The 20,011-nt window shown below is 67.5% G+C and carries 21 protein-coding genes and 2 pseudogenes; 10 read left to right on the forward strand and 13 right to left on the reverse strand.

Features of this window, described 5'->3' with window-relative positions; all coding sequences use genetic code 11:
- Positions 1 to 146: 146 nt before the first annotated feature.
- The 3 genes from OG844_RS01805 to OG844_RS01815 all read right to left on the reverse strand — a co-directional run bounded on the left by OG844_RS01805 (position 147) and on the right by OG844_RS01815 (position 2,510).
- A complete protein-coding gene (locus OG844_RS01805; protein ID WP_406387635.1) occupies positions 147 to 632 on the reverse strand; it encodes a hypothetical protein in 486 nt (161 codons plus the stop codon).
- Positions 633 to 1,047: 415 nt separating this feature from the next.
- Positions 1,048 to 1,362, reverse strand: a complete 315-nt coding sequence (locus tag OG844_RS01810) for a hypothetical protein (protein WP_406387637.1) — start codon at positions 1,360 to 1,362, stop codon at positions 1,048 to 1,050.
- Positions 1,363 to 1,418: 56 nt separating this feature from the next.
- Positions 1,419 to 2,510, reverse strand: a complete 1,092-nt coding sequence (locus OG844_RS01815) for an IS630 family transposase (protein ID WP_406387639.1) — start codon at positions 2,508 to 2,510, stop codon at positions 1,419 to 1,421.
- A gap of 220 nt (positions 2,511 to 2,730) precedes the next feature.
- Here OG844_RS01815 and OG844_RS01820 point away from each other — a divergent pair, with 220 nt between their 5' ends.
- The 3 genes from OG844_RS01820 (at position 2,731) to OG844_RS01830 (ending at position 3,705) form a co-directional block, all read left to right on the forward strand.
- Positions 2,731 to 2,865, forward strand: a complete 135-nt coding sequence (locus OG844_RS01820) for a hypothetical protein (RefSeq protein WP_406387640.1) — start codon at positions 2,731 to 2,733, stop codon at positions 2,863 to 2,865.
- Between the two features lie 122 nt (positions 2,866 to 2,987).
- Positions 2,988 to 3,368: a hypothetical protein gene (locus tag OG844_RS01825; protein WP_406387642.1), complete on the forward strand. Its 381-nt coding sequence runs from the start codon at positions 2,988 to 2,990 to the stop codon at positions 3,366 to 3,368.
- Between the two features lie 40 nt (positions 3,369 to 3,408).
- Positions 3,409 to 3,705: a rubredoxin gene (locus OG844_RS01830; protein ID WP_406395964.1), complete on the forward strand. Its 297-nt coding sequence runs from the start codon at positions 3,409 to 3,411 to the stop codon at positions 3,703 to 3,705.
- On the opposite strand, the gene OG844_RS01835 is transcribed toward OG844_RS01830, so the two are convergent.
- Complete coding sequence (locus OG844_RS01835) at positions 3,658 to 4,308, reverse strand: TetR/AcrR family transcriptional regulator (RefSeq protein ID WP_406387643.1); 651 nt, start codon at positions 4,306 to 4,308, stop codon at positions 3,658 to 3,660. The genes OG844_RS01830 and OG844_RS01835 overlap by 48 nt on opposite strands.
- Before the next feature lie 134 nt (positions 4,309 to 4,442).
- Between OG844_RS01835 and OG844_RS01840 the strand changes: the two genes are divergently transcribed.
- From OG844_RS01840 to OG844_RS01855, 4 genes are read left to right on the forward strand one after another with little or no spacing between them, the layout of a single operon-like run.
- A complete protein-coding gene (locus OG844_RS01840; protein ID WP_406387645.1) occupies positions 4,443 to 5,321 on the forward strand; it encodes a metal-dependent hydrolase in 879 nt (292 codons plus the stop codon).
- Positions 5,322 to 5,352: 31 nt separating this feature from the next.
- On the forward strand, positions 5,353 to 6,447 hold the full coding sequence (locus OG844_RS01845) for a PDR/VanB family oxidoreductase (RefSeq protein WP_406387647.1): 1,095 nt from the start codon (positions 5,353 to 5,355) through the stop codon (positions 6,445 to 6,447).
- Positions 6,448 to 6,477: 30 nt separating this feature from the next.
- Positions 6,478 to 7,347, forward strand: coding sequence for a M24 family metallopeptidase (locus OG844_RS01850; protein WP_406387649.1), 870 nt, complete (start codon positions 6,478 to 6,480; stop codon positions 7,345 to 7,347).
- Positions 7,344 to 9,125 (forward strand): SDR family oxidoreductase, encoded by a 1,782-nt coding sequence (locus OG844_RS01855; RefSeq protein ID WP_406387651.1) that lies wholly within the window; start codon positions 7,344 to 7,346, stop codon positions 9,123 to 9,125. The genes OG844_RS01850 and OG844_RS01855 overlap by 4 nt, the downstream gene beginning before the upstream one ends.
- An 8-nt stretch (positions 9,126 to 9,133) precedes the next feature.
- On the opposite strand, the gene OG844_RS01860 is transcribed toward OG844_RS01855, so the two are convergent.
- The 4 genes and pseudogenes from OG844_RS01860 to OG844_RS01875 form a co-directional block, all read right to left on the reverse strand.
- Complete coding sequence (locus tag OG844_RS01860; protein WP_406387652.1) at positions 9,134 to 10,096, reverse strand: hypothetical protein; 963 nt, start codon at positions 10,094 to 10,096, stop codon at positions 9,134 to 9,136.
- Between the two features lie 52 nt (positions 10,097 to 10,148).
- Positions 10,149 to 10,502, reverse strand: a complete 354-nt coding sequence (locus tag OG844_RS01865) for a hypothetical protein (RefSeq protein ID WP_406387654.1) — start codon at positions 10,500 to 10,502, stop codon at positions 10,149 to 10,151.
- Between the two features lie 66 nt (positions 10,503 to 10,568).
- A pseudogene (locus OG844_RS01870) lies at positions 10,569 to 10,814 on the reverse strand (NAD(P)H-dependent glycerol-3-phosphate dehydrogenase); the annotation flags it as partial.
- A gap of 195 nt (positions 10,815 to 11,009) precedes the next feature.
- Complete coding sequence (locus OG844_RS01875) at positions 11,010 to 11,510, reverse strand: hypothetical protein (protein ID WP_406387656.1); 501 nt, start codon at positions 11,508 to 11,510, stop codon at positions 11,010 to 11,012.
- Positions 11,511 to 11,652: 142 nt separating this feature from the next.
- Between OG844_RS01875 and OG844_RS01880 the strand changes: the two are divergent.
- Positions 11,653 to 12,088: pseudogene (locus OG844_RS01880) on the forward strand (integrase core domain-containing protein); the annotation flags it as partial.
- Positions 12,089 to 12,869: 781 nt separating this feature from the next.
- Here OG844_RS01880 and OG844_RS01885 read toward each other — a convergent pair.
- The 4 genes from OG844_RS01885 to OG844_RS01900 form a co-directional block, all read right to left on the reverse strand.
- Positions 12,870 to 13,415 (reverse strand): MOSC domain-containing protein, encoded by a 546-nt coding sequence (locus OG844_RS01885; protein WP_406395966.1) that lies wholly within the window; start codon positions 13,413 to 13,415, stop codon positions 12,870 to 12,872.
- A gap of 476 nt (positions 13,416 to 13,891) precedes the next feature.
- Positions 13,892 to 14,161 (reverse strand): hypothetical protein, encoded by a 270-nt coding sequence (locus tag OG844_RS01890; protein WP_406387658.1) that lies wholly within the window; start codon positions 14,159 to 14,161, stop codon positions 13,892 to 13,894.
- Positions 14,162 to 14,405: 244 nt separating this feature from the next.
- Positions 14,406 to 15,203: a hypothetical protein gene (locus OG844_RS01895; protein WP_406387660.1), complete on the reverse strand. Its 798-nt coding sequence runs from the start codon at positions 15,201 to 15,203 to the stop codon at positions 14,406 to 14,408.
- 225 nt (positions 15,204 to 15,428) lie between these two features.
- Positions 15,429 to 15,881, reverse strand: a complete 453-nt coding sequence (locus OG844_RS01900) for a hypothetical protein (protein WP_406387661.1) — start codon at positions 15,879 to 15,881, stop codon at positions 15,429 to 15,431.
- Between the two features lie 310 nt (positions 15,882 to 16,191).
- Between OG844_RS01900 and OG844_RS01905 the strand changes: the two genes are divergently transcribed.
- The gene (locus OG844_RS01905; RefSeq protein WP_406387662.1) at positions 16,192 to 16,836 is read left to right on the forward strand and encodes a hypothetical protein; all 645 of its coding nucleotides are present in this window, start codon (positions 16,192 to 16,194) and stop codon (positions 16,834 to 16,836) included.
- A gap of 59 nt (positions 16,837 to 16,895) precedes the next feature.
- Positions 16,896 to 17,126, forward strand: a complete 231-nt coding sequence (locus tag OG844_RS01910) for a hypothetical protein (RefSeq protein WP_406387664.1) — start codon at positions 16,896 to 16,898, stop codon at positions 17,124 to 17,126.
- Between the two features lie 1,680 nt (positions 17,127 to 18,806).
- On the opposite strand, the gene OG844_RS01915 is transcribed toward OG844_RS01910, so the two are convergent.
- Positions 18,807 to 19,673 (reverse strand): helix-turn-helix domain-containing protein, encoded by an 867-nt coding sequence (locus OG844_RS01915; protein WP_406387665.1) that lies wholly within the window; start codon positions 19,671 to 19,673, stop codon positions 18,807 to 18,809.
- Between the last annotated feature and the right edge of the window lie 338 nt (positions 19,674 to 20,011).

The following is a 20,011-nucleotide window of genomic DNA, read 5'->3' on the forward strand; positions in this document are numbered from 1 at the left end:
CCGCGGCCCACACACCACCCTTCATGACGACAGCTTGAGCAGGGCAGGTCGGACAGGCCCTCCGTGGGAAGCGGAGCTGTTTCTCGCGGTCAGTGCGGATGAAGGCGGCGGCCCAGGCCTGGCCGCCGCCTTCATCACGGGCAGCCTCAGATCTGCATGAGCCTTGTGCACCAGATCTCGTTGTAATCGCCGATGCTGCAGTCGGCGAACTCCCCGCTCCACAACTTCGTCCAGGTGCCCGCCGTCCGCCAGTGCCACGTGCCCGTCCGCGAGAATCGCTCGTGGTAGCCCCAACCGTTGAACGTGAAGGCGTCGACGTCGACGCCGGTGCCATTGCCGCCCACGATCCCGTTGCCGATCGACTTCTGGTCACATGGGAGGGTGTCGGGGTGACTCGCGGTACCGCCGTCAATGTTCCACACGTAGCAGCGGCCGTTGCCGTCGCCGAGATTGGTCGTGTAGTTCATCGCCCGGCCGGTCCTGTTCTTCACCGCGCCGCAAAAGTAGTCACCGAGACCGCCACAATTGTCCGCGGAGGCGGTGGGTGCCCCCGCGACGACCATCCCGGATGCCATGAGGACAACGGCGGCGGTTGCACCGGCCGCCCGATTCAGGCGAGATTCCTTGCGCATGACAACCCCAATTCCTTGATCGTGTTCGTACGCCTTGCCGTTCGGATATCCAGACAGTGGGCCCCCGGACGCAGGCTCCACAAGGGTGGGACGGGAGATGGAACGCCTGGGACAAAAACAGGCCGCTGACCTGCAAGATTGCGAGGGGGTGGGACGCCGCAGACAGACTCACTCAAGCCGAACCAATCGGCTGGTGACAGCGTTCCTACCGGCACCCCAACTACGAGTCCACCCGGACTTGGCGCCGGAGCGCTTGGACGGTGGCGAATGCCAGTTCGCGCGTGTGCGCGACCCCCGTGATACGTGTTCGAGAATCAGCGGAGACCGCTTGTTACCGATTCACCGGCGTCCGGGGGACCACGCGCCTGGCGGTGGACCGGTGGTGCGCCGGGGGTGCGTAAGCGGTTGCTGCCGATCATTGCCGGGTGGGTGTAGCTCGCACTGCTGCCGGGGCGCCGGACAGCCGCAATGGGGAGTCCGGGACGCTGTTGCGGGTGTAGACCGGCAGCTCGCCGTTGCAGCTGAAGGCGTGAAGCGATGGGGGAGCATCGTTGAACCATGCCGGACAATTCTCCTCGGCCCACGCAGCCGCAGCGTCGACACGATCCACATGCGACAGGAGATGCTCAGGAGCAGGCCCGCCACTGAACTGCACGAGGAAGCCGTGAGCGTCCACTGCCCACCAATCCCACGTGAATCCGGGTCGGGGATGCCGCAGGATCGTCGTCATGCCGTCACCGTATCCAGGCCAGACAGGGTCGTTGAAGGTGATCCGAAGGAAACGACCTAGTGACCTGAGTCAGAGATTCGGTGGCAGTAGGCGGCGACTTTGTCGAGGATTTCGTCGGCCGTCTTGGTCCAGATGAAGGGCCTGGGTTGGTCGTTCCAGTCGGCCAGCCAGGCCCGGACGTCACGTTCGAGGGCCTGGACGGAGCGGTGTACTCCGCGCTTAAGCTTCTTCTGTGTGAGTTCGGCGAACCACCGCTCGACCAGGTTCAGCCACGACGCGCTGGTAGGTGTGAAGTGCAGGTGGAAGCGCGGGTGTGCCAGCAGCCACTTCTTGATCTCGGGCGTCTTGTGCGTCGCGTAGTTGTCGAGGATCAGGTGGACCTGAAGGCCGGCCGGGACTTCCCTGTCGAGCTTGGCCAGGAACTTCTTGAACTCGACGGCCCGGTGGCGGCGGTGGAGCGACCCGATCACCTTGCCCGTCGCGACTTCCAGGGCGGCGAAGAGAGTGGTGGTGCCGGCGCGGATGTAGTCGTGACTTCGGCGCTCGGGAACCCCGGGCATCATCGGCAGGACCGGCTGGGACCGGTCCAGGGCCTGGATCTGCGACTTCTCGTCCACGCAGAGAACCAGAGCCTTCTCCGGCGGGTCGAGATAGAGGCCGACGACATCGCGGACCTTATCGATGAAGAACGGATCGGTGGAGAGCTTGTAGGTCTGCGAGCGGTGCGGGGCCAGAGCGAACGCCCGCCAGATCCTGGATACCGTCGACTGCGACATGCCCGTCGCGGCGGCCATCGAGCGCGTCGACCAGTGCGTCGCGTTCTTCGGCGTCTCCTCGAGCGTTCTGACGATCACTCGTTCCACATCCGCGTCGGTAATCTTCCGCGGGACACCCGGCCTGGGCTCGTCACACAAGCCGTCCAAGCCGTTCTCCAGGAAGCGCCGCCGCCAGGTGCGGACGGTGTCCGGCGCAACCCGCAGCCGACGGGACACCTCCATGATCGAGTGGCCGTCCGCGCACTCCAGCACGATCCGTGACCGCTGAGCCAGCACCTGCGCGGTCGTCCGCCGACGCACCCAGCCCTCCAGCACAGCCCGTTGAGCATCGGTCAGTGACAGCGGCGGAATCTTCGGCCCCGGACGACTCATAGCCAACTAACGCCAAACCTCTGACTCAGGTCACTAGCTCAAGGCAGAAGTCTCGGCACGGCCGGCGTCACCTCATGGTCATAGCCCCAGCGTCGCCATTAACCATCATGATCGGCATCGCTCCACTGGCGATCTCGACCGGAGGCGTCCGCGCTCCGGGCTGGCTACCTGATTGCCGGCGTCGTGCCGGACGCTCGGTGCGGCAGCCGGCCTGCTGACGATGTTCTCGTTCAACACTTTGCAGATCGGCGTGTACGGCCTGCTCGGCACGCAGTTCGCCGCTGCGTACCACCGCTTCCCCGCTAGCCCCCTTCCGTGGGGGCTGTTCGCCGCGATCGGCATCGTGCTGGTGTGAAGGCTCGGACGGCGCCGTATCGACGTCGGAGCGAAGGTGCACGGCGTCCTGCTCGCCGCCGAGACACTCATCCTGGCGTTGCTGGTGACCGCAGTGCTGGGTACGGGGCGGTGCCAACGGTTTTGACCGCTGGCACCGTCTCGCCGGAAGCCCTGTCGCAGCCCGGCATGTTTGCGATCCTGGCACCCAACCCTGCATCAGACCCGACCGAGGCCATCGGCGGTTGGTGGAACCGTCAGAACAACCCCGAGATCGATCTCATTGGTGCAGACCGCGAGCCGGTGGCCCGGCAGGTGCACTTCGTCGGCTCGGTCAAGTGGCTGGAGACCCCGCCCTTCGGCCGTCATGAGCACGACGCCTTGGTACGCGACATGCTCGCTGTCCCCGGTACCGCCCCGGACACTCCGTTGGTCGCGGTTTCCCGCTGCGCGGTGGCTGATGATCTGCCACTGACCGCCACTGGGGACCGGAGGACCTCGTACGGGGCGTGGCAGACCCGATAGCCGCGGAGCCTTGGCGGTGAATTTGCCGCACTGCTCGATGATGCAATGCGCACCAGCGAGTGATCGACTGAACTGTCGACAGGCTGTCGACGCGTTGGATCGGGGCCGTCGCAGCGTTCCAACGGCCAAGGACGGACAGAACTCGACAACAAACAGACTGGCGCCCCGCGAGGGTTTCCCCGCCGGTACCCGGTGGGCCCGAATACCGGATGACTGGTCCTGCCCGGACTGCGACGCAGCCAAGGTGGACTTCGAGATTGACCGAGATCACCCAGACCTGAGTCCTTCGTCATCCGCGTGGCGTGCTGCCCATCCGCACCAGGATCTCTTCCCATAGCTGGTCGTCGTTGAGTGCGGTTCTGACGAGTTGGTACATGCTGCGCTCACACAGGTCGACCAGGGCGGCGCGGTCCATCCCGGGCCGGTCGAGCCACGCCAGGACGACTTCCTCCATGTACGCCAGCCAGCCGGCCACGGCCAGGTCGAGCGCGGGGCTTGCCGGTGCGCCGACTTCGGCGAGGGCTTCGGTGAGCCAGCCCGCGAGGGTGGCGCGTGCCGAGCGGTGCAGAGTGCGCACTCCGGCGCCCGTGTTGAGGCGGGTGATGGCCTGGTAGATGGCCGGATAGCGGGAGACGTAGTCGATGAAGGTCTCGATGCTGGTGGTCAGCTGTTCGGCGTGGCTGAGTGCCGGGTCGGGGCGGACATGGGCCAGCAGTTCGTCGGCGGCGGACTCCAGGATCGCCTCCCGGAACTTGCGCTGGGATCCGAAGTAGTGGAACAGCAGCCCCGGTGAGACGCCGGCCTCGCTGGCGACGGCTTCGACGGAGACCTCGTCGATGGCGCGGACCTCCAGGACCCGGCGGGCAGCCGCGAGGATCTGGGTCCGGCGGTCGGTGGGCGGCATCCGGGATGCGCGGGCGGCAGAGGTCTGACGAGCCATGACCCCATCCTATTGACAGGAAATCAATAACTCCTACTGTTGAGTAAACCTCAATAACGGGGGCCGGCTCTGTCGCTGTCCCGGTTCTGGCCTGCTTGCCCAGCCCCCTCTCTTCGTGACGGAGGAGTGCCTTCATGAGCACCACCGATGAGCACGACAACCTGGTTCTTCAGCCGCGCGACGTCCAGTTCGACTGGTCCCGGCTGCCCATGCACTGGATCCCCGGCGAGCCGATGGCCACGCATGTCATCAATGTCCTTCACCTGCTGCTTCCGGAGGGCGAGCGCTGGTTCGTACGCACCTTCCAGGAAGCGGTGCCGCTGATCACGGACGACGAGTTGCGCGACGATGTCCTCGGCTTCATCGGGCAGGAGGCCATCCACGCCGAAGCGCACCAGGGTGTCCTGGACCATCTTCTGGCGAACGGCCTGGACCCGCGTCCGTACGTGGAGCAGGTGGAGTTCTTCTTCGGCCGGGTGCTGGGGGAGCGCCCCGGCATGTCGGCGGGACGGATGCGCGAGCGCGTGATCGAGAGGGTCGCTATCATCGCGGCGGTCGAGCACTTCACCGCGTTTCTGGGCGACTGGGTACTCAACGCCGACGGACTGGACCGGGCAGGCGTCGATCCGACCATGCTCGATCTGCTGCGCTGGCACGGCGCGGAGGAGGTCGAGCACCGCAGTGTGGCCTTTGACCTGCTGCGCCACCTCGACCCCGGATATCTGCGGCGTATTCGCACGTTGGCCATCGGTGGTCCGGTGCTGTTCCATCTGTGGATACGCGGGGCCCGGTTCCTGATGGCGGCCGATCCCGGCCTGGCCGCCGGGGCCAAGCCCACCTGGCGCGCCTACGTGGACGGAGCTCGGCGGGGGCTGCTGCCGCGACTCGGCCGGCTGACGCGCTCCGCCTCGCGCTACCTCAGCCCCCGCTACCACCCCTCGCAGGAGGGTTCGACCCGGCAGGCGGTCGCCTATCTCGGCTCCTCTCCCGCCGCCCGCGCCGCCGCTCACTGACCGACGTACGTCACGACAAGGACCCGCCACGATGAGCCGCGATCGCGACACCCAGTCTGCCGCGCCACCTGACCTGTACGGACGAGCTCGCCCCGACCGCCTCATGCGGTTCCTGGACGTGTTCGGCAACTACTACCTCCCGGCCGTCACGAAATCCGACCGGTACGGAAGACGTCCGGCGACGGAGCCGTCCGCCCCACTGAGGCTTGTGGTCACCGCCCGCAAAGCCCTGGCCGAGGATGTCGTCTCCTTACGGCTGGCAGCCCCGGACGGCTCGCCGCTGCCCCGCTGGCAGGCCGGTGCGCATCTGGATCTGTATCTGCCGTCCGGCCGCAGGCGGCAGTACTCGCTGTGCGGCGATCCGCAGGACCGCTTCGTGTACCGGATCGCGGTACGTCGTATCGAAGGTGGCGGGGGCGGGTCCGCCGAAGTCCACGACATCCTGCGCGAAGGCGCGCGGGTCACTGCCCGGGGGCCACGCAACGCCTTCCCCTTCGCCGCGGACCGTTCGGTGCTGCTCATCGCTGGAGGCATCGGCATCACACCCATCCTGCCGATGGTCCGGGAGGCGGCCCGGCTGGGCCTGGACTGGCAGCTGATCCACAGCGGCCGCTCCCGCGCCTCAATGCCGTTCGGCGCGGAACTCGCCGCGCTCGAACCCGGCCGGGTCGAGATCCTGCCGGACGACGAGCACGGCGTACCCGACGGCGCGAAGCTGCTCAGCCGCGCGTCGACCGGGGCTGCCGTGTACTGCTGCGGGCCCGGTCCCATGCTTGATTCTGTCCGCCGTGCCTTCGACGACAGCGCGGCATCCGCTCTGCACTTCGAACGGTTCGCGGCCGCGCCGATTGTCGACGGCAGGCCCTTCGAGCTGAAGCTGCGCCGCAGCGGTGCGGTCCTGCCCGTTCCGGCCGACCGGTCCGCCCTCGACGTCCTGCTGGAGAGGAACCCGGCAACGCCGTACTCCTGCCGTCAGGGTTTCTGCGGCGTCTGCACTCTGCGGGTGGCCGCCGGCACCGTGGACCACCGCGACAGCAGGCTCACCGAACAGGAGAAGGCAGCCGGCCGGATACGCGTATGCGTCTCCCGCGCGCCCGAGGGCTCCCGCCTCGAACTGGACCTGTAGCTCCTTCCCTCACGATGCGAAGGCGAGACCATGAGCACGCACGCACCAACCCGCAGGGCGGGCTCGTCCGCCGCCCCCGCGTTCCCCTTCGACGACCATGACCTCGACCGGTTCCGCGAGCTCCAGCAGCTCGCGTACCACTGCGCGCAGAAGGTCGGCGACTGGCTGGAGCCGGGCGTGACGGAGCGTCAGGCGGCGGCCCGGCTGGGCCGCGAGCTGGTCGCGGAGGGGGTCGAGGACTTCTTCCACGTACCGTTCGCATGGTTCGGCGACCGCACCGCCTTCCGGCACTTCAGGACGCCGCTGCAGTTCTTCGCCAGCGGCCGCCGCCTGGAGGAAGGCATGTCGTACGTCCTGGACTGCGCGCCCGTCGTCGACGGCTACACCGCCGACATCGGCTACGCCGGAAAGATCGGCGAGAACCCGGTCTGGGACAAGATCGCGCTGGACCTGCGCCACTACCGGGAGCTGATCGTCCAGGAGGTGCGGGACCGCAAGCCCCTCAACGAGATCTACGCCTCCGTGGACGCACTCATCGCCAAGCACGGCTACGACAACCGTCACCAGGTCTATCCCGGCCGGGTGATCGGCCACCAGGTGACCCGGATGAAGGCGCGCGGTCCGGCCGGCGTCAACGTCTTCGGTTTCGGCGTACGCACCCTGCAGACCCTGGGCCGGGAGCTGATCAGCGAACGGCTGCACGGACGTTCCCCCCTGTGGGCCGACGGCCGCTCCTCGCGCCACGCCCCGGCCCCCGGGCTGTGGGCGGTCGAGCCGCATGTCGGATTCCGTGACGTGGGCCTGAAGTTCGAAGAGCTGCTGGTCGTCACCGACGACGACGCCTACTGGCTTGACGACGACCTTCCCCACGTACGCCGCTGGGAGGACGCGGCCCGATGAACGCCATACCCGACCGCCTCGCCGAGCCACGACGGCGCACCGTGACATCCGGTGGCATCCCGCTCGCGGTGTACGAGCAGGGCCACCCGGAGCGCCCCACCGTGCTGCTCGTGCACGGCTACCCCGACACCCACCGGGTGTGGGACGACGTCGCGGACGCCCTCGCCACCGGCCACCATGTCGTGCGTTACGACGTGCGCGGCGCCGGTGAGTCCGGGCCCTCTGCCCGGCGCCGGGACTACCGGCTGGTGCTGCTCGCGGCCGATCTGTTCGCGGTGGCCGAGGCCGTCAGCCCTGACCGTCCCGTCCACGTGGTCGCCCACGACTGGGGCTCCATCCAGTCCTGGGAGGCCGTCACCCACCCCCTTGCGCCCGGCCGGATCGCCTCGTACACCTCGATTTCCGGCCCCTGCCTGGACCATGTCGGCCACTGGATCCGCCACCGGCTCGCCCGCCCCACCCCCCGCCATGTCGGCCAGCTCCTCAACCAGTTGGCGCACTCCTGGTACATCGCCGCCTTCCACCTTCCGGCCCTCGCCCCCGCCGCCTGGCGCAACGGACTCGCCGACCGCTGGGACGCCGTGCTGCACCGGGTGGAAGGCGTGACCCCCCGCCCCGGACACCCGCAGTCCACCCTCACCGCAGACGCGGTACGCGGCATCAACCTCTACCGCGCCAACATGCTCCCCCGCCTCCTGCGCCCCAGGCAGCGGCCCACCACTGTGCCCGTGCAGCTCATCGGCCTGACCAAAGACCACTACGTAAGCCCGGCACTCGCCGACGGACTCGAACGCTGGGCCCCGCACCTGTGGCAGCGGACCATTCCCGCCACCCACTGGTCCGCCTTGCTGGAGAGAGGAACCACCGTGGCCCGCATGGTCAAGGAATTCGTCGCCCACCATGAGGGCCAGGAGGCCGCAGGTCCCCTGAACAGATCCCGCCGGGGCCAAGCAGACAGCCGCATGCCCTTCACCGGACAGCTCGCCGTTGTCACAGGTGCCGGCAGCGGCATCGGCCGGGCCACAGCCCTGGCCTTCGCGGAACAGGGCGCGGACATCGCCATCTGCGACGTGGACCTCGAAGCCGCCGAACGCACCGCCGAACTCGCCCGCCTGATCGGAGCCTCCGCCCGTGCCTGGCGCGTGGACGTCTCCGACGGCCCCGCCGTCGACGCCTTCGCGTCGGAAGTCGCGGCGGAGTACGGCGTTCCGGACATCGTCGTCAACAACGCCGGTATCGGACACTCCGGCACCTTCCTGGAAACCACCGAGAAGGAATGGCAGCGCGTCCTGGACGTCAATCTCTGGGGCGTCATCCACGGCTGCCGCGCCTTCGGCACCCTCATGGCCGAACGTGGCGAGGGCGGCCACATCGTCAACCTCGCCTCCGCCGCCGCCTACCTCCCGTCCAAGATGCTCGCTGCCTACGCCACCAGCAAGGCCGCCGTCCTCATGCTCTCCGACTGCCTGCGCGCCGAAATGGCCGCCTCCCACATCGGCGTCTCCGCGATCTGCCCCGGCATCGTCAACACCAACATCACCAAAACCACCACGTTCTCCGGACTCGACGCCACACAGGAGGCCACCAAGCAGAAGCGCATCTCCGGCATGTACGCACAGCGCAACTTCCCCCGGGAGAAGGTCGCCGACCAGATCCTGCGCGCCGTCACCAAGGATCGAGCCGTCGTACCCGTCACCTTCGAAGCCAAAGCCGCCCGCCTCATCGGACGTCTGTCTCCCGCCCTCCTGCGCACCGCTGCCCGCCTCAACATCGGCTGAGTGGCCGTTCAGGAAGGCTTCCCATGTCCAAATCCCTCGGCATCGGCTCGAAAACCCCGACGCAGACGGCGTTCGAGCCCGCCGCGAAGGCTGGCTGAGCGCGCCTGAGCTGGGTGGTGCCGCAGTCCTGCGAGGACTGAGCGGAGTCGGGCCCCATCCGTGGACCAGCGCATACCTTGATCCTCTCTTTCAGATGAAGGCGAGGTAGGTGCCGACGTAAGGCCGGAGAAGGTGATGAGTTGTCGGGGCTTGAGGCAGGTGAACGCAACATGCATGGCGATGCCCGCGGCCACTGTGTACGGCATCGTCTGCGGGATCAGTAGCGCTGGGGGCAGTGCGAACTCCGCTGCGATGGCTGTGGCCGATGCCAAGCGCCAGAAGCGGATGTCCCGGTCGGTGAGGTTGCCGGTGTGGTGGCGGACGAAGCCGGGGACGCCGTATTGGCGGCGGTGGGGCAATCGGTCTCTGATCTGGGCGTAGACGTGGATCCACTGTGCAAGGTAGAGGCCGGTTCGGAACTGGGTCGAGCGGAGTTTCTGCCAGGCGCTGTTCCCATAGATGTCGGCGGTGACCAAGACGAGGAGGCACTGCGCCCAGGTGTTGGTGGTGCTGGGGTGGTGCTCGATGTGGAGGCCGTGGCCGAGGTCGCCGGCAAGGAGGAGACAGGTGCCGGTCAACAGGGTGAAGAGCACGGCGTTGGGGCTCTTGAGGTAGAGAAGTTCCATGGCGGCGCCGGCCAGGACCAGCACGAGCGACAGCCGAGGCAGGAACCCAACGGCGAGGACGACGGCCGCGAAGCTGCGGATGAACAGTGCGGGCCGGTGGAACCGGATCAGGAGGCGGGCCCGCTTGCCGAAGCGCTGTTTGGCAAGGTGCGTGCTGAGCGAGTCGGGGGTGAAGCGGTCCCAGCCGCCTTGGCCGAAGGACAGGGCGAAGCGCAGGGTCAGCACCGTGCCGATGACGATGCGCAACAGCTGGAGGCGGCCGGGGTCGGTGGGGTTCTGGAAGCCGGAGGTGATGCTGTCAAAGAACCACACGGCTGCCCCTCACCTCGATGTGGTGTTCGCCCTGGGCATTCAGGAGGCGGCCGTGTCCGTCGAGGCGGTCGTACCGGCCGCTGCGGACCAGGTAGTTGAGGATGGCTTGCAGCTGCGGCGGGCCGAGGATGAATGAGCCTGGGGAGAGATGGTCGTAGACGTTCACCGACTCGGTGCGCCCGTCTTTGGTGCCGGTGAGCGTGATGACGGTGAAGGTGGCCCGGCAGAACATCTTCCAGCGGAGCCATCGGCCGGGGAGACGGGTGAAGCCGGTGATCATCCACGCGCCGAGGGCGAGGGTGACGGCGGTCTGGGCAGCAGGCAGCACGGATTCGTGCATGGGTGACAACCTCCGTGACTTGGAGGGTGAAGGTGCGGTGGCCGGCCCGGTGTGCGGGCGGCGGGGTCAGCGCTCGGGCTTGGGCGGCCGCTGCATCAGTGCGGCCGCGGCCTGGCTGAGGCTGATCTTCTCGTGAAGAAAGTCCGACATCACTTCGGTGATGGGCATTTCCACGTCGTGGCTGCGGGCCAGGGCGAGGATCGCCTCCGCGCTCTTGACGCCCTCGGTGGTCTGCCGGGTGGCAGCCGTTGCCTGTTCGACGCTCAGGCCCTGGCCGAGGTGGGTGCCGAAGGTGCGGTTGCGGGAGAGGGGCCGGAGACCGCCGGCGTTCGACCGCGAGACCTGCAGAACAGCGCAGGATGTCCGCCGGACGTGGTGCGAAGGGCTACCGCTTCTACGACTGGCGTCATCGACCCACCAGGTCCGCCGCTACCCGCCCTGCAGCCGCTGGTAGATGTATCCGCGCTTGCCATAGCAAGTGGCCACGGCCCGGGACCCCGATGCCCCTCACTGCAGGGCTCCTGCGCGGCGGCCCTCGGTGAGCAGCGCTTCCACCAGTTGCGATTTCACGCCCGGTGCCAGGAACGTGAGGGGTTTGGCGGTCTGGTTCCGGTGGATCTCCATGCGGTGCGCTCCCATGTAGAGTTCCACGACCGTTGTCTGCTGGATACCGGTCACGTCGCTCCAGGCCACGGAATCGGTCACCCGGCCGAAGCGGTTGGTCACGGCCACCCCCTCCGCCAGGAGGTAGCACCGGTTCATGCCGAGCCGGGCGGTCAGCAGACGCCATCCGAACGTCACGGTGTAGACCGCGATCACCACCGCCGTCGTCCAGGCGAGGTTCCCGTCGACCTGGTCGGGGGTGAACACGGTAAGACCGGCCATGACGACCCAGAAGATAAGCAGGAATCCCCGAAATATCTGCAGCAGGGTGCCCGCGAACGGGGTCATGACGGTGTAGTCCCCTCGGATCGGACCGAGGCCCAGTCCGGACACGCGAGTGCGCACGATTCCCCCATCAGCCAGATCCGGTCCGAGCCCTGACGTGCGGTCGGCAAGGCAGGGCATATGCAGGGCATACCCCTACGCACGAGGGATCGAACAGGCTTGACCTGGATCGTGCCGGCTGGCGCGCGGAAGGCGCCGCCACATCCACTCCGCCGTCGACGACCACTCCCGGCTCGCCTACAGCGAGGTCCTGGCCGACGAACGCCAGCACACCGCGATCGGGTTCTGGCAGCGGGCTCACGCGTTCTTCAAGGGACACGGCGTCACTGTCGAACGGGTTCTGACCGACAACGGCTCCTGCTACAAGTCCAAACTCTTCACCCAGGCCCTCACCGCGGATGGCATCGCCGACAAGCGCATCCGCCCCTACCGGCCACAGACCAACGGCAAGGTCGAACGCTTCAACCGCACCCTCCAGGAGGAGTGTGCCTACCTGCGGCCCTACACCTCCAACGACGAGCGCACGGCTGCCCTGGCAGACTTCTCCTCCACAGCTACAACCACCACCGCTGCCACACCGCACTCGACGGCAAGCCACCGATCACCGAGTCAACAACGCTGAGGGTAAATACACCTAGAAGGCTGGTGCAGGCGTTGAGTTTTGACCCCATCGCCGACGTGGTGGGGTCCAACTCCTTGGTGTGGCGATGTCGCTGTCTGACATCAATGTCGGCGCACGCAGGCAACCGCGGGCGTACAGGTGCATGCTGGCCAATCCGGGCCGGCGCCGCGGCCGCCTCCGACGCAACATCAGCCGGCACTCCTCCCGCCCGGATCCCCGCCGCCACCTGGTACCGCCACATCGCCCGGCAGAAGGGCCGCGCCCCTCGCGCTGCTGCACGCCGCCGACAAGAACGGCGCCACCGCCGTCCGCGCCCTGATCGAGACCTGGGAACTCACCTGGGGACTGAACGCCCAAGAGCCCGATGTCGTCGAGGCCGGGACTGGTCCCCACGGCCGACGAGGTCCCGCAGGTAGTGGTTGATGCTGACGAGAACGTCGCGGAGGAAGGCCCGGGCCGCGTCCATGGACTGGTACGAAACGTACGCCGCCTATGGTTCGTCGAACCGGGTCGTCATCTGTTGAAGCTCCTCACGCTCGTAGCCAGCCAGGACCTCGGCTGAGAGGTCGTGGAGTACGAGTACCCGTCCCAGTACAGCCTGCCGTCACCCGTCACAGGATCCGACACCTTGCTCAAAGCACGGATTTGCCCCTCAAGCAACGGACGTCGCTCTGCGGAGACAAGGATGATCACAGATGGCCAGGACACGCGTTACCTCCCAGCCACCGTAGCCGAGCAGCCTTCGGGGCGCCGGACTTTCCGGTCGGCTGGGCAACTTCTCAGCCAGGCCACAGCCTCTAGACCCGTTCCAGCGAACGGTGGGGAGGTGGCGGGGTTTCGACCTCGATGGAATCACCGGGGCGGACGATCCCTCCTCGGCGGACAACGGCCATGACGCCGCACTTGAAGGTGAACTCGCCGGACAGGGAGTCCATGGTGAAAACCTCACCGAGCAGCCCACTACGGAAGTCGTTGATCTTCGCGCACGGATTGCGCAGCCCCGTCACCTCGAGCACCGCCCGCTCTCCGAGATGGAGCAGAGCACCGGTGGGCAAACCCAACAGGTCCACCTCACGCGTAGTGATGTTCTCACCGAGCTGGCCCGCAGAGACTTTGAAGCCCTTGCGCGCGAGCTCGCCGAAGAGTTCCTCATGCATCAGATGGACCTGGCGCAAGTTGGGTAGGTCCGGCTCGTAGGTCATGCGGAACTGGTGACGGATCGTCTCACCTGCGTGAACGTCTCCTTCCACTCCGAGCCCCGTGAGCAGCGTGATGGAATCACGATTGGGCTTGCCGAACGAGTACACCTCGTTCCGACTTACAGCGCCTACCAGACCAGCCACCACGTCTCCCACTGTCGTTCTTCTGCGGCTGCTCGATCCTAAAGGCGGGGCAACCAGCCCTGTGAACGGACTTCGCTGGACGGATGCGTCAGGGTGCGGAACCCGACCGGCTTCCTCCCGTCAGCGTGTGTCAAGGGAACAACTGTCACGTCGCAATTGATCTTGTCTGTGGGTAGGACTATGACCTGTGACGACCAGATCAATTGACATGCCGCGCGGCCGGAATTCTCAGTTGATCTGGTTCCGACTGGTTGGATGCCGGGTGCTGTCTCGGCTGGTCCGGTGACGCCGTTTCGGACTGGAATCAGGGCCGGGTAGTCAGCCACGACTGGTAGTCGCTGAAGATCTTGGCGATGCTGTTCGGTCGCTCTCGCGTGTCGAAGAACTCGGCGAGGAGCCGATGGAGAGTGGTCACGGCCTCGGTGTCGGCTTGGGGCGTGAGTGGGCGGGCCAGCCGTTGGGGGCGAGGTGGCGGGTCAGAGCCGCCCAGGTCCGGTTGTCGTCACGGTCATGTCGGACGACGAGCCACTCCCGGAAGCCCGTGCGCATATTCTTCCGGAGGTGCCGGCGTCCATGCCGAGGATGAAGGCGGTGGTCGTGGCGAAGGTGCAGTCGAGGTCGTGCCTGGCCGGCTCCCGAAGGACGGCGGTCACGACGCCCTCGTGGTGCTTGAACACGCCGGCATGGAGGGCTTGTTGGGATTCGGTCAGGACATCGCCAGACATGATTCCGGTTTGACTGGTCATGGGCCCCGGTTCCTGAGCGGGTGGGTGGCTGGACATGTGGCGGTGAACGGTGCACTAGGAGACATCGGCGTCGTGGTCGTCCAGCCTCCGTCATGCTCCAGCGCATCGGGAGTAGACCAGAAGGCCGCTTGCCCTTCCGATAAGCGAACAGGTCGACCACGGCGAGATGTCGTATTCATCTTCGGTGAGGTCGGGCCATCGTTTCGGGGACCCACGTCCCAACCGAGCCCGGTCGACCTGACGACTACAGGCCCGCCTGGGTCAGCAGCCACTCCATGCGCTCAACAGGAAGGAACGGCGAGGCGCCGGCGGCCTCCGCGACACGCTCCGAGGAGTCGGCGAGGAGTCGGCGCAGGGATGTGAGCGGGAGGCTGCGGTGGGCCGCGACTGCGCGGCGGACGCGGTCTTCGGGGTCGAAGGCCAGCTTCTCCGCGAGTTCCGGGGGCAGATCCGGATTACGGGGCGCGAAGGAGCGGAGCCGGGGCTCAGGGTCGGTGGCGAAACGGCTCAGGGCTGTCGGCGGGAACGTCAAGACCTCCGCCTTGTCCCACCAGAACGTGAACTTGTCCCGCCGAGGGTGGTAGCGGCGCTCGATGCTCTCGGCGGTCTCAGGATCGACCAGGTGCGGGGCGGTGTGTGCCGTAGTGAGGCGGACGATCTCCTCCTCATCGTCGAGCAACCGGGACACTGCGTCGACGGGAAGGGCCCTGCTGGCGGCCGCGGAGACTCGGAAGCTGACATAGGGCGAGTCGATGTGCGGCAGCGGATCGGCCGTAACCCATGGCAGGCGCAGGATCCGGAGGTCCGTGGGTGCGAAGGCATTCTGATACCACTGCAGGACTGCCTCATCGTCGGCGTCAGGGCCCGGATCGGCCATCGAATGCGAAAGCTCGTGGACCGAGGCGTGGATCTGTGCCCGCATGTGCTCCGGCGTGTCAGGTCGGGCGAAGACCTTCACCCGGACGCTCAAGGCCGGATCGCCGGCAAGGACTTCGCGGACCGACGGCGGCAAACCGGGATGCTGGGCGAGTTCAGTGCGCACGTCGCTGTCCTGATCGTCGGTGAGCCGCTGGAGAGTGTCTGCGTCGAGAACGGCGTGAATCACCGCGCCCGCCCGAGTCACAGGATCCGACAACAGCGTCGGCAGCAGGTCCGAGGGCGGTACTGGATGCGGCCGATGCGCGAAATAGGTGGAGCAGGCCGCGGCGCGGACCTCGGCCTCGGGATCGGTCAGCAGGATCCGGCGGACCTCTTCCGGTGCCTGTGTCTAGTGCTTCGCCAGCGCGGCGCGGACCCTGGGGTCGGAATCGACGGCGAGGCGGGCCCGGAGGTCGGGCGGTGTGTGACGGCCCTGGGCCAGGTACTCGCGGACCTGTGACTCAGGATCGTCGATGAGCTGCTCCAGCATCTCCCTCGGCGCGGTCTCGGCGTGTGTAACGAGCGCGGACCGCACCGCGCTGTCCCGATGGGCGGCCAGACGGATGCGGAACCGGTCCGGCAGGCGGTCGTTGAGCGCCAGGCTGTGCAGGAGCCAGTGGTCGTCGATGGCAATGATTTCGGCGATCATGTCCTCGGTGAGGTCCGGACGCCTCGCCACCTTTCCGCGGCCCCGCCGCCATGCGAACAGTCGCCGGATCATGGATTCCGGCAAGGCGGAATTCATTGCCAACCCGTCCATCACCATGTCGAGGTGGACCGGAGTCAGGGCGTCGGCGTCCATGCGGCCAGGATGCCAGGCAGGCTTCGATCCGAAGCTACCGGGCTCCGGCTCGACACCGGTCAGGCCTCATTCAACAGGCGGAGTCACCACTTACTGACCACGTAGAGCTACAGCACCATCGGGCCGGATCACCTGAGACAGGGACCAGTTCGACTGGGACGGGACAACAACCCTTAGCAGCGCGACCTGCTAGACCTGCTCTGTCTCACTGAAGCTTGGTCACGCCTCATCGACGTTTGAGTGAGTACCCCTGCCTACGTGAGTATGCGTACTCACGCGCGGGAGGTTGGCTTGATCAGAAGCTGTGCGCATGACACGAATCCCTGCTGCAACCAGCACGTTTGCCCGCTCCCCGCGCCGTCTGCGCCTCACCCTCGCCGTAACAGGGCTCTCTGTGCTCGCGCTTGGTGCGTGCGGCACGGAAGGCACCGCAAAGCCGACCGTCGGCGCAGAGCAGACCAAGCGCGCGGAAGCCGTCGGAGGCCAGGCCGGTCCGTCCCTCACTCAGATCCGGGACAGGTTCGAGCAGTCGTGTCCCCCGAGCGCCCCGCCGGAGGGGCCGCCGACGGGTCCGGCGGAGGAGCTGCCGCCGGGTGCCGAGGTGCCGAGCGATGCGATCGAGCCGATCGCTCCTGCAGCGGGGCCGGAAGTGGAGTTGAACGCTCGCGACTGGTGCGCGAGCAACCTCCACGAAGAGCGCATCGCCCAGGCACTCTGGAACCTGGTGGACCCCTCCCCCACCAAGGTCAGGACGATCCTGAACGACCTCGGCTATGCCGACGAGCGCATCCATGATCTCAAGCAGTCCGGTGCGTCCACGCGGTTCTTCCTCGACCTGCGCGAGAAGGGCGGGCGGCTCTGCCTGGAGGGCTCGGCAGCCGGCGAGAGGACCGTCATCGACAAATGTGTAGCCCCCGCGACCGGTCCGTTCACGCCTGGAGTTCGGAAGCAATGACCACCAGCTCGGCGCGATCGCCCCGTGTGCTGTCCGCGCCGGCGGAGGTGAGCCGGCGCATGCTGCCAATGCGGGCATGCCACCCGCCGCCGGCTGCGGTTCTCGGCTTGCGGCCCGGCGGCCACGATCCGTGGGGCAAGGCGTGGGAGCAGACCACTGTCGACCAACGGAAGGTCGTCTGCAGCCGTGTCGCCACCGAGGGCGCCGAGACTGCGAGCCAGGACATGGCAGACACATCGGAGTGGACGGCAGTCGACGTGCGCCAGTACCAACTCGACGAGAGGTACTGACATGGCACCCGGGCGGCGGTCGCCCCGCGCCCGCCGGGGAGTTCGCCTCTGCCGTCTTCCACTGTCGCCTTCCGACGACCGGACTCGAAGCGGTCCGCCCGGCCGCCGCCGCTGAGGGCGAGTCTCTGAACCAGTTTGTCCACGACCTTCTGGGCTGCAGCAGCTCAGCGATTCCTGCGGAACACGCAGCTCCCGGTGCTGCCTTCGTAGCTCCGGGAATCACGCTACGCGGAATCAGCACAGGGGCCGGGGGCGACGGCGCTTCCAGCAGCGGCCATCCGTCGACCTCCACCGCCCCCTGCTCCCCCGGCTGCCACCCGCGAGCCAACGCCGCGTCGAGCAGGGCCCGGACGGCGCCTGGTTCGTGCAGGTTCAGGGAGCCGCCCCCCACGAATCCCACGTCCCCGGAGCCCAGGGGAAACCCACCTGGAACGTACCGGCCCGGGTGCTGGGCGAAAACAATGCGCAGCGGGCCGCCGATGCCGGGCGGTTGAGGGTGCAGCGTGAGGGTCTCGCGGCAGTCCGCGGACCGGCCGCTGTCCGGCGCTCGGTGGCTGTGGCGGAGCGACCACAGGTATACGCGCCCGTCGGCGACCAGCTTGCGGGGCTTGTTCGGATGACGGGGCACGGGGCCAAGGGTACGTGGTCTGCTCAAAGCGGCTCGGGCGCACCATGACCGCCCCCGAAGCGCCTGGACGGGCACCACACTCACCGATCGCCGTGCCCATCCGCGACAGCCGCTGTCGAGCGCACGGGCCGCCCGGGCCGCCGGCTCGATCTCCTCGTGCGAACAGTCCGTGAGACGACGACCGTTTCCCCGCGACGGAACTTCACGTGCTCAACAGCCCGTCCAAGACGACGGTTCCTCGCCGGACTGCATTCCTGAGGATGAAGGGTGCGGGGGCGATCGTTAGGTCGGCGCGGGGGGTCTCGCCTCCCGCTCAGGACTCAAAGGTGCGACTCTGCACTCCTCAGTCACATCCGGCACTCATCGGCGACCTTCACCAGCGCGGCCCGTTCTCTGTCGTCGGCGCCGAGTCCCCACCGCAGCGTGGTTGCGGTCCAGTCCGCGGCGTACACACGGTGGGTGGCTTCGGCCGGCGGCAGCCGGCCGACTGAGTCCCTGTCTGACTTACGGGCTGCCCCACGATCGATATCGGGGTGTACCGGCTTGGGGTTCGGCTGGGCGGGTGGCTCAGCGGGCCATCGTGCGGGCGGGCACGAGTTCGGCGCTCGGCTGGTGTCGGGTGATGCACCGGGCAGCACGGTCGGAGGCCAGGCCAGGCCGGCGACGGCCAGATGGATCTCGCCGTAGTCCTCGCGGCGTCCGGTGTACGGCTGGAGGGGCGCCGTTGTCGATGCTCGGCGTTGGCGTGCTCGACGGTGTTCCGGCGGGAAGATTGCCGGCGTCGCAGCTCGCGCCACCTGTACCGCTCGGTCAGTGGCGCGTTGTCGATGTCTTTCGGCCTCGGAGGCGGGGCGCTGATCCGGTCGGGGAACTCGTTGGCCGGACCGCGATAGACACATGGCCGTGCGGATGTACTTCTTGATCACACTCGAAGAACCCGCACGGCCCGCCTCCTGTCACGGCCGACCGCCATCAATCGTGGGGGCGTAAGCCGGACAAGTGGCTGTACGAATTCGGCGGGCTGCCCTGCGAGCCCGTAGCCGACGTCGGATTCAGCCGCTGACCCGCTCCACCGGAATCCACACCTCCGCGTCCGCGTGTGTGCCGTCCTCGGACACCCGCGTGCGCGAAAGTGATGGACCCGGCCGGCTCCGGTACGGGTTTGACGGGAACCACTGCGTGTACACATCTCGCCAGAGGTACTGCACCGCCTGCGGGAACTGGCCCGAGGACTCGAACACCGCCCACATGCCCGGCTCGACGTCAAGGCTGTCCGAAGCGCCGGGCACCTCCGCGTCGCTCACCACCCCGTGGAAGTAGTCGATTTCGGTGCCCTCCGAGTCGTCCGCGGAGTGGTTGCTGACAGCGGCCACCACACCGCCGGGCTCCCCGTCTGCGTACTCCTCCCAGCGCCCCAGCGTCTCCTTGCCGATGCTCTTGACGAACTCCACGATGGCCGGGTTCATCCCCTCGTAGACCAGCGGGACCTGTGTCCCCCTGCCCATGAGCCTGAATCCGTCCCTGTCCACTACCCGGTACCGCATGCTGCTGCTCCCTTCTACGATGAGTCGGAAGGACATCCGTGGCTGGGACTGCAGCGCCGCACCCGTCCGCCGTGCCTCGCCGGGGCCGACCCCGTGCACGGCGCGAAAGGCACGCGCGAACGCCTCGCTCGAGCTGTACCCGTACCGCACCGCCACATCGAGCAGAGTCCGCTCCCCGGCGAGCACTTCGGCCCCGGCGAGCGTCAGCCGCCGACGGCGGACGTACTCGGAGAGCGGGATGCCCGCCAGCGCGGAGAACATCCGCCGGAAGTGGTACTCCGATGTCACGGTGATACGGGCCAGATCAGCCGCGTCGATGCGCTCATCGAGGTGCTCCTCGATGTGGTCCATGGCCTGATTCAGCCGCTCCAGCACTCCTGGCCGTCCTTTCCTCACTGGTCTCCACGCTAGGGAGGTCCCACTGTGCCGGACCCGACATCCTGTGCCCTGTGCGGTCGGGTCAGCTCGCCGCCCGCGTGTCTCGCGTGCCCTCATCACGTAGTGCCGGATGGCGGAGGTCACGCATGCCTGACGGCTCCGGCGTCGTCGGCGCCGAGGGGGCAGCGCCCCGGCCGCCCTCACACTGCGGTCCGAGGGTCACACCGGCCGGGACACGCTGATCAGGGCTCGCCATGAGGCGCCGTTCCGACGTTCCTGCCCCGTCGTCAGTCAATCGCGGGTATGCCGTTGGAGGCCATCTCATTTGGGGAGTC

This window comes from Streptomyces sp. NBC_00887, assembly GCF_045207585.1.

What these genes read in the sequence shown, in the direction of transcription:
- OG844_RS01810 (WP_406387637.1), bottom strand. Translation starts at nt 1,362, where the DNA reads ATGACGACGATCCTGCGGCATCCCCGACCCGGATTCACGTGGGATTGG.
- OG844_RS01815 (WP_406387639.1), bottom strand. Translation starts at nt 2,510, where the DNA reads ATGAGTCGTCCGGGGCCGAAGATTCCGCCGCTGTCACTGACCGATGCT.
- OG844_RS01840 (WP_406387645.1), top strand. Translation starts at nt 4,443, where the DNA reads ATGAGCACCACCGATGAGCACGACAACCTGGTTCTTCAGCCGCGCGAC.
- OG844_RS01835 (WP_406387643.1), bottom strand. Translation starts at nt 4,308, where the DNA reads ATGGCTCGTCAGACCTCTGCCGCCCGCGCATCCCGGATGCCGCCCACC.
- OG844_RS01850 (WP_406387649.1), top strand. Translation starts at nt 6,478, where the DNA reads ATGAGCACGCACGCACCAACCCGCAGGGCGGGCTCGTCCGCCGCCCCC.
- OG844_RS01855 (WP_406387651.1), top strand. Translation starts at nt 7,344, where the DNA reads ATGAACGCCATACCCGACCGCCTCGCCGAGCCACGACGGCGCACCGTG.
- OG844_RS01910 (WP_406387664.1), top strand. Translation starts at nt 16,896, where the DNA reads ATGCTGCCAATGCGGGCATGCCACCCGCCGCCGGCTGCGGTTCTCGGC.
- OG844_RS01865 (WP_406387654.1), bottom strand. Translation starts at nt 10,502, where the DNA reads ATGCACGAATCCGTGCTGCCTGCTGCCCAGACCGCCGTCACCCTCGCC.
- OG844_RS01805 (WP_406387635.1), bottom strand. Translation starts at nt 632, where the DNA reads ATGCGCAAGGAATCTCGCCTGAATCGGGCGGCCGGTGCAACCGCCGCC.
- OG844_RS01820 (WP_406387640.1), top strand. Translation starts at nt 2,731, where the DNA reads ATGTTCTCGTTCAACACTTTGCAGATCGGCGTGTACGGCCTGCTCGGC.
- OG844_RS01830 (WP_406395964.1), top strand. Translation starts at nt 3,409, where the DNA reads ATGCAATGCGCACCAGCGAGTGATCGACTGAACTGTCGACAGGCTGTC.
- OG844_RS01900 (WP_406387661.1), bottom strand. Translation starts at nt 15,881, where the DNA reads ATGGACGCCGACGCCCTGACTCCGGTCCACCTCGACATGGTGATGGAC.
- OG844_RS01890 (WP_406387658.1), bottom strand. Translation starts at nt 14,161, where the DNA reads ATGACCAGTCAAACCGGAATCATGTCTGGCGATGTCCTGACCGAATCC.
- OG844_RS01905 (WP_406387662.1), top strand. Translation starts at nt 16,192, where the DNA reads ATGACACGAATCCCTGCTGCAACCAGCACGTTTGCCCGCTCCCCGCGC.
- OG844_RS01845 (WP_406387647.1), top strand. Translation starts at nt 5,353, where the DNA reads ATGAGCCGCGATCGCGACACCCAGTCTGCCGCGCCACCTGACCTGTAC.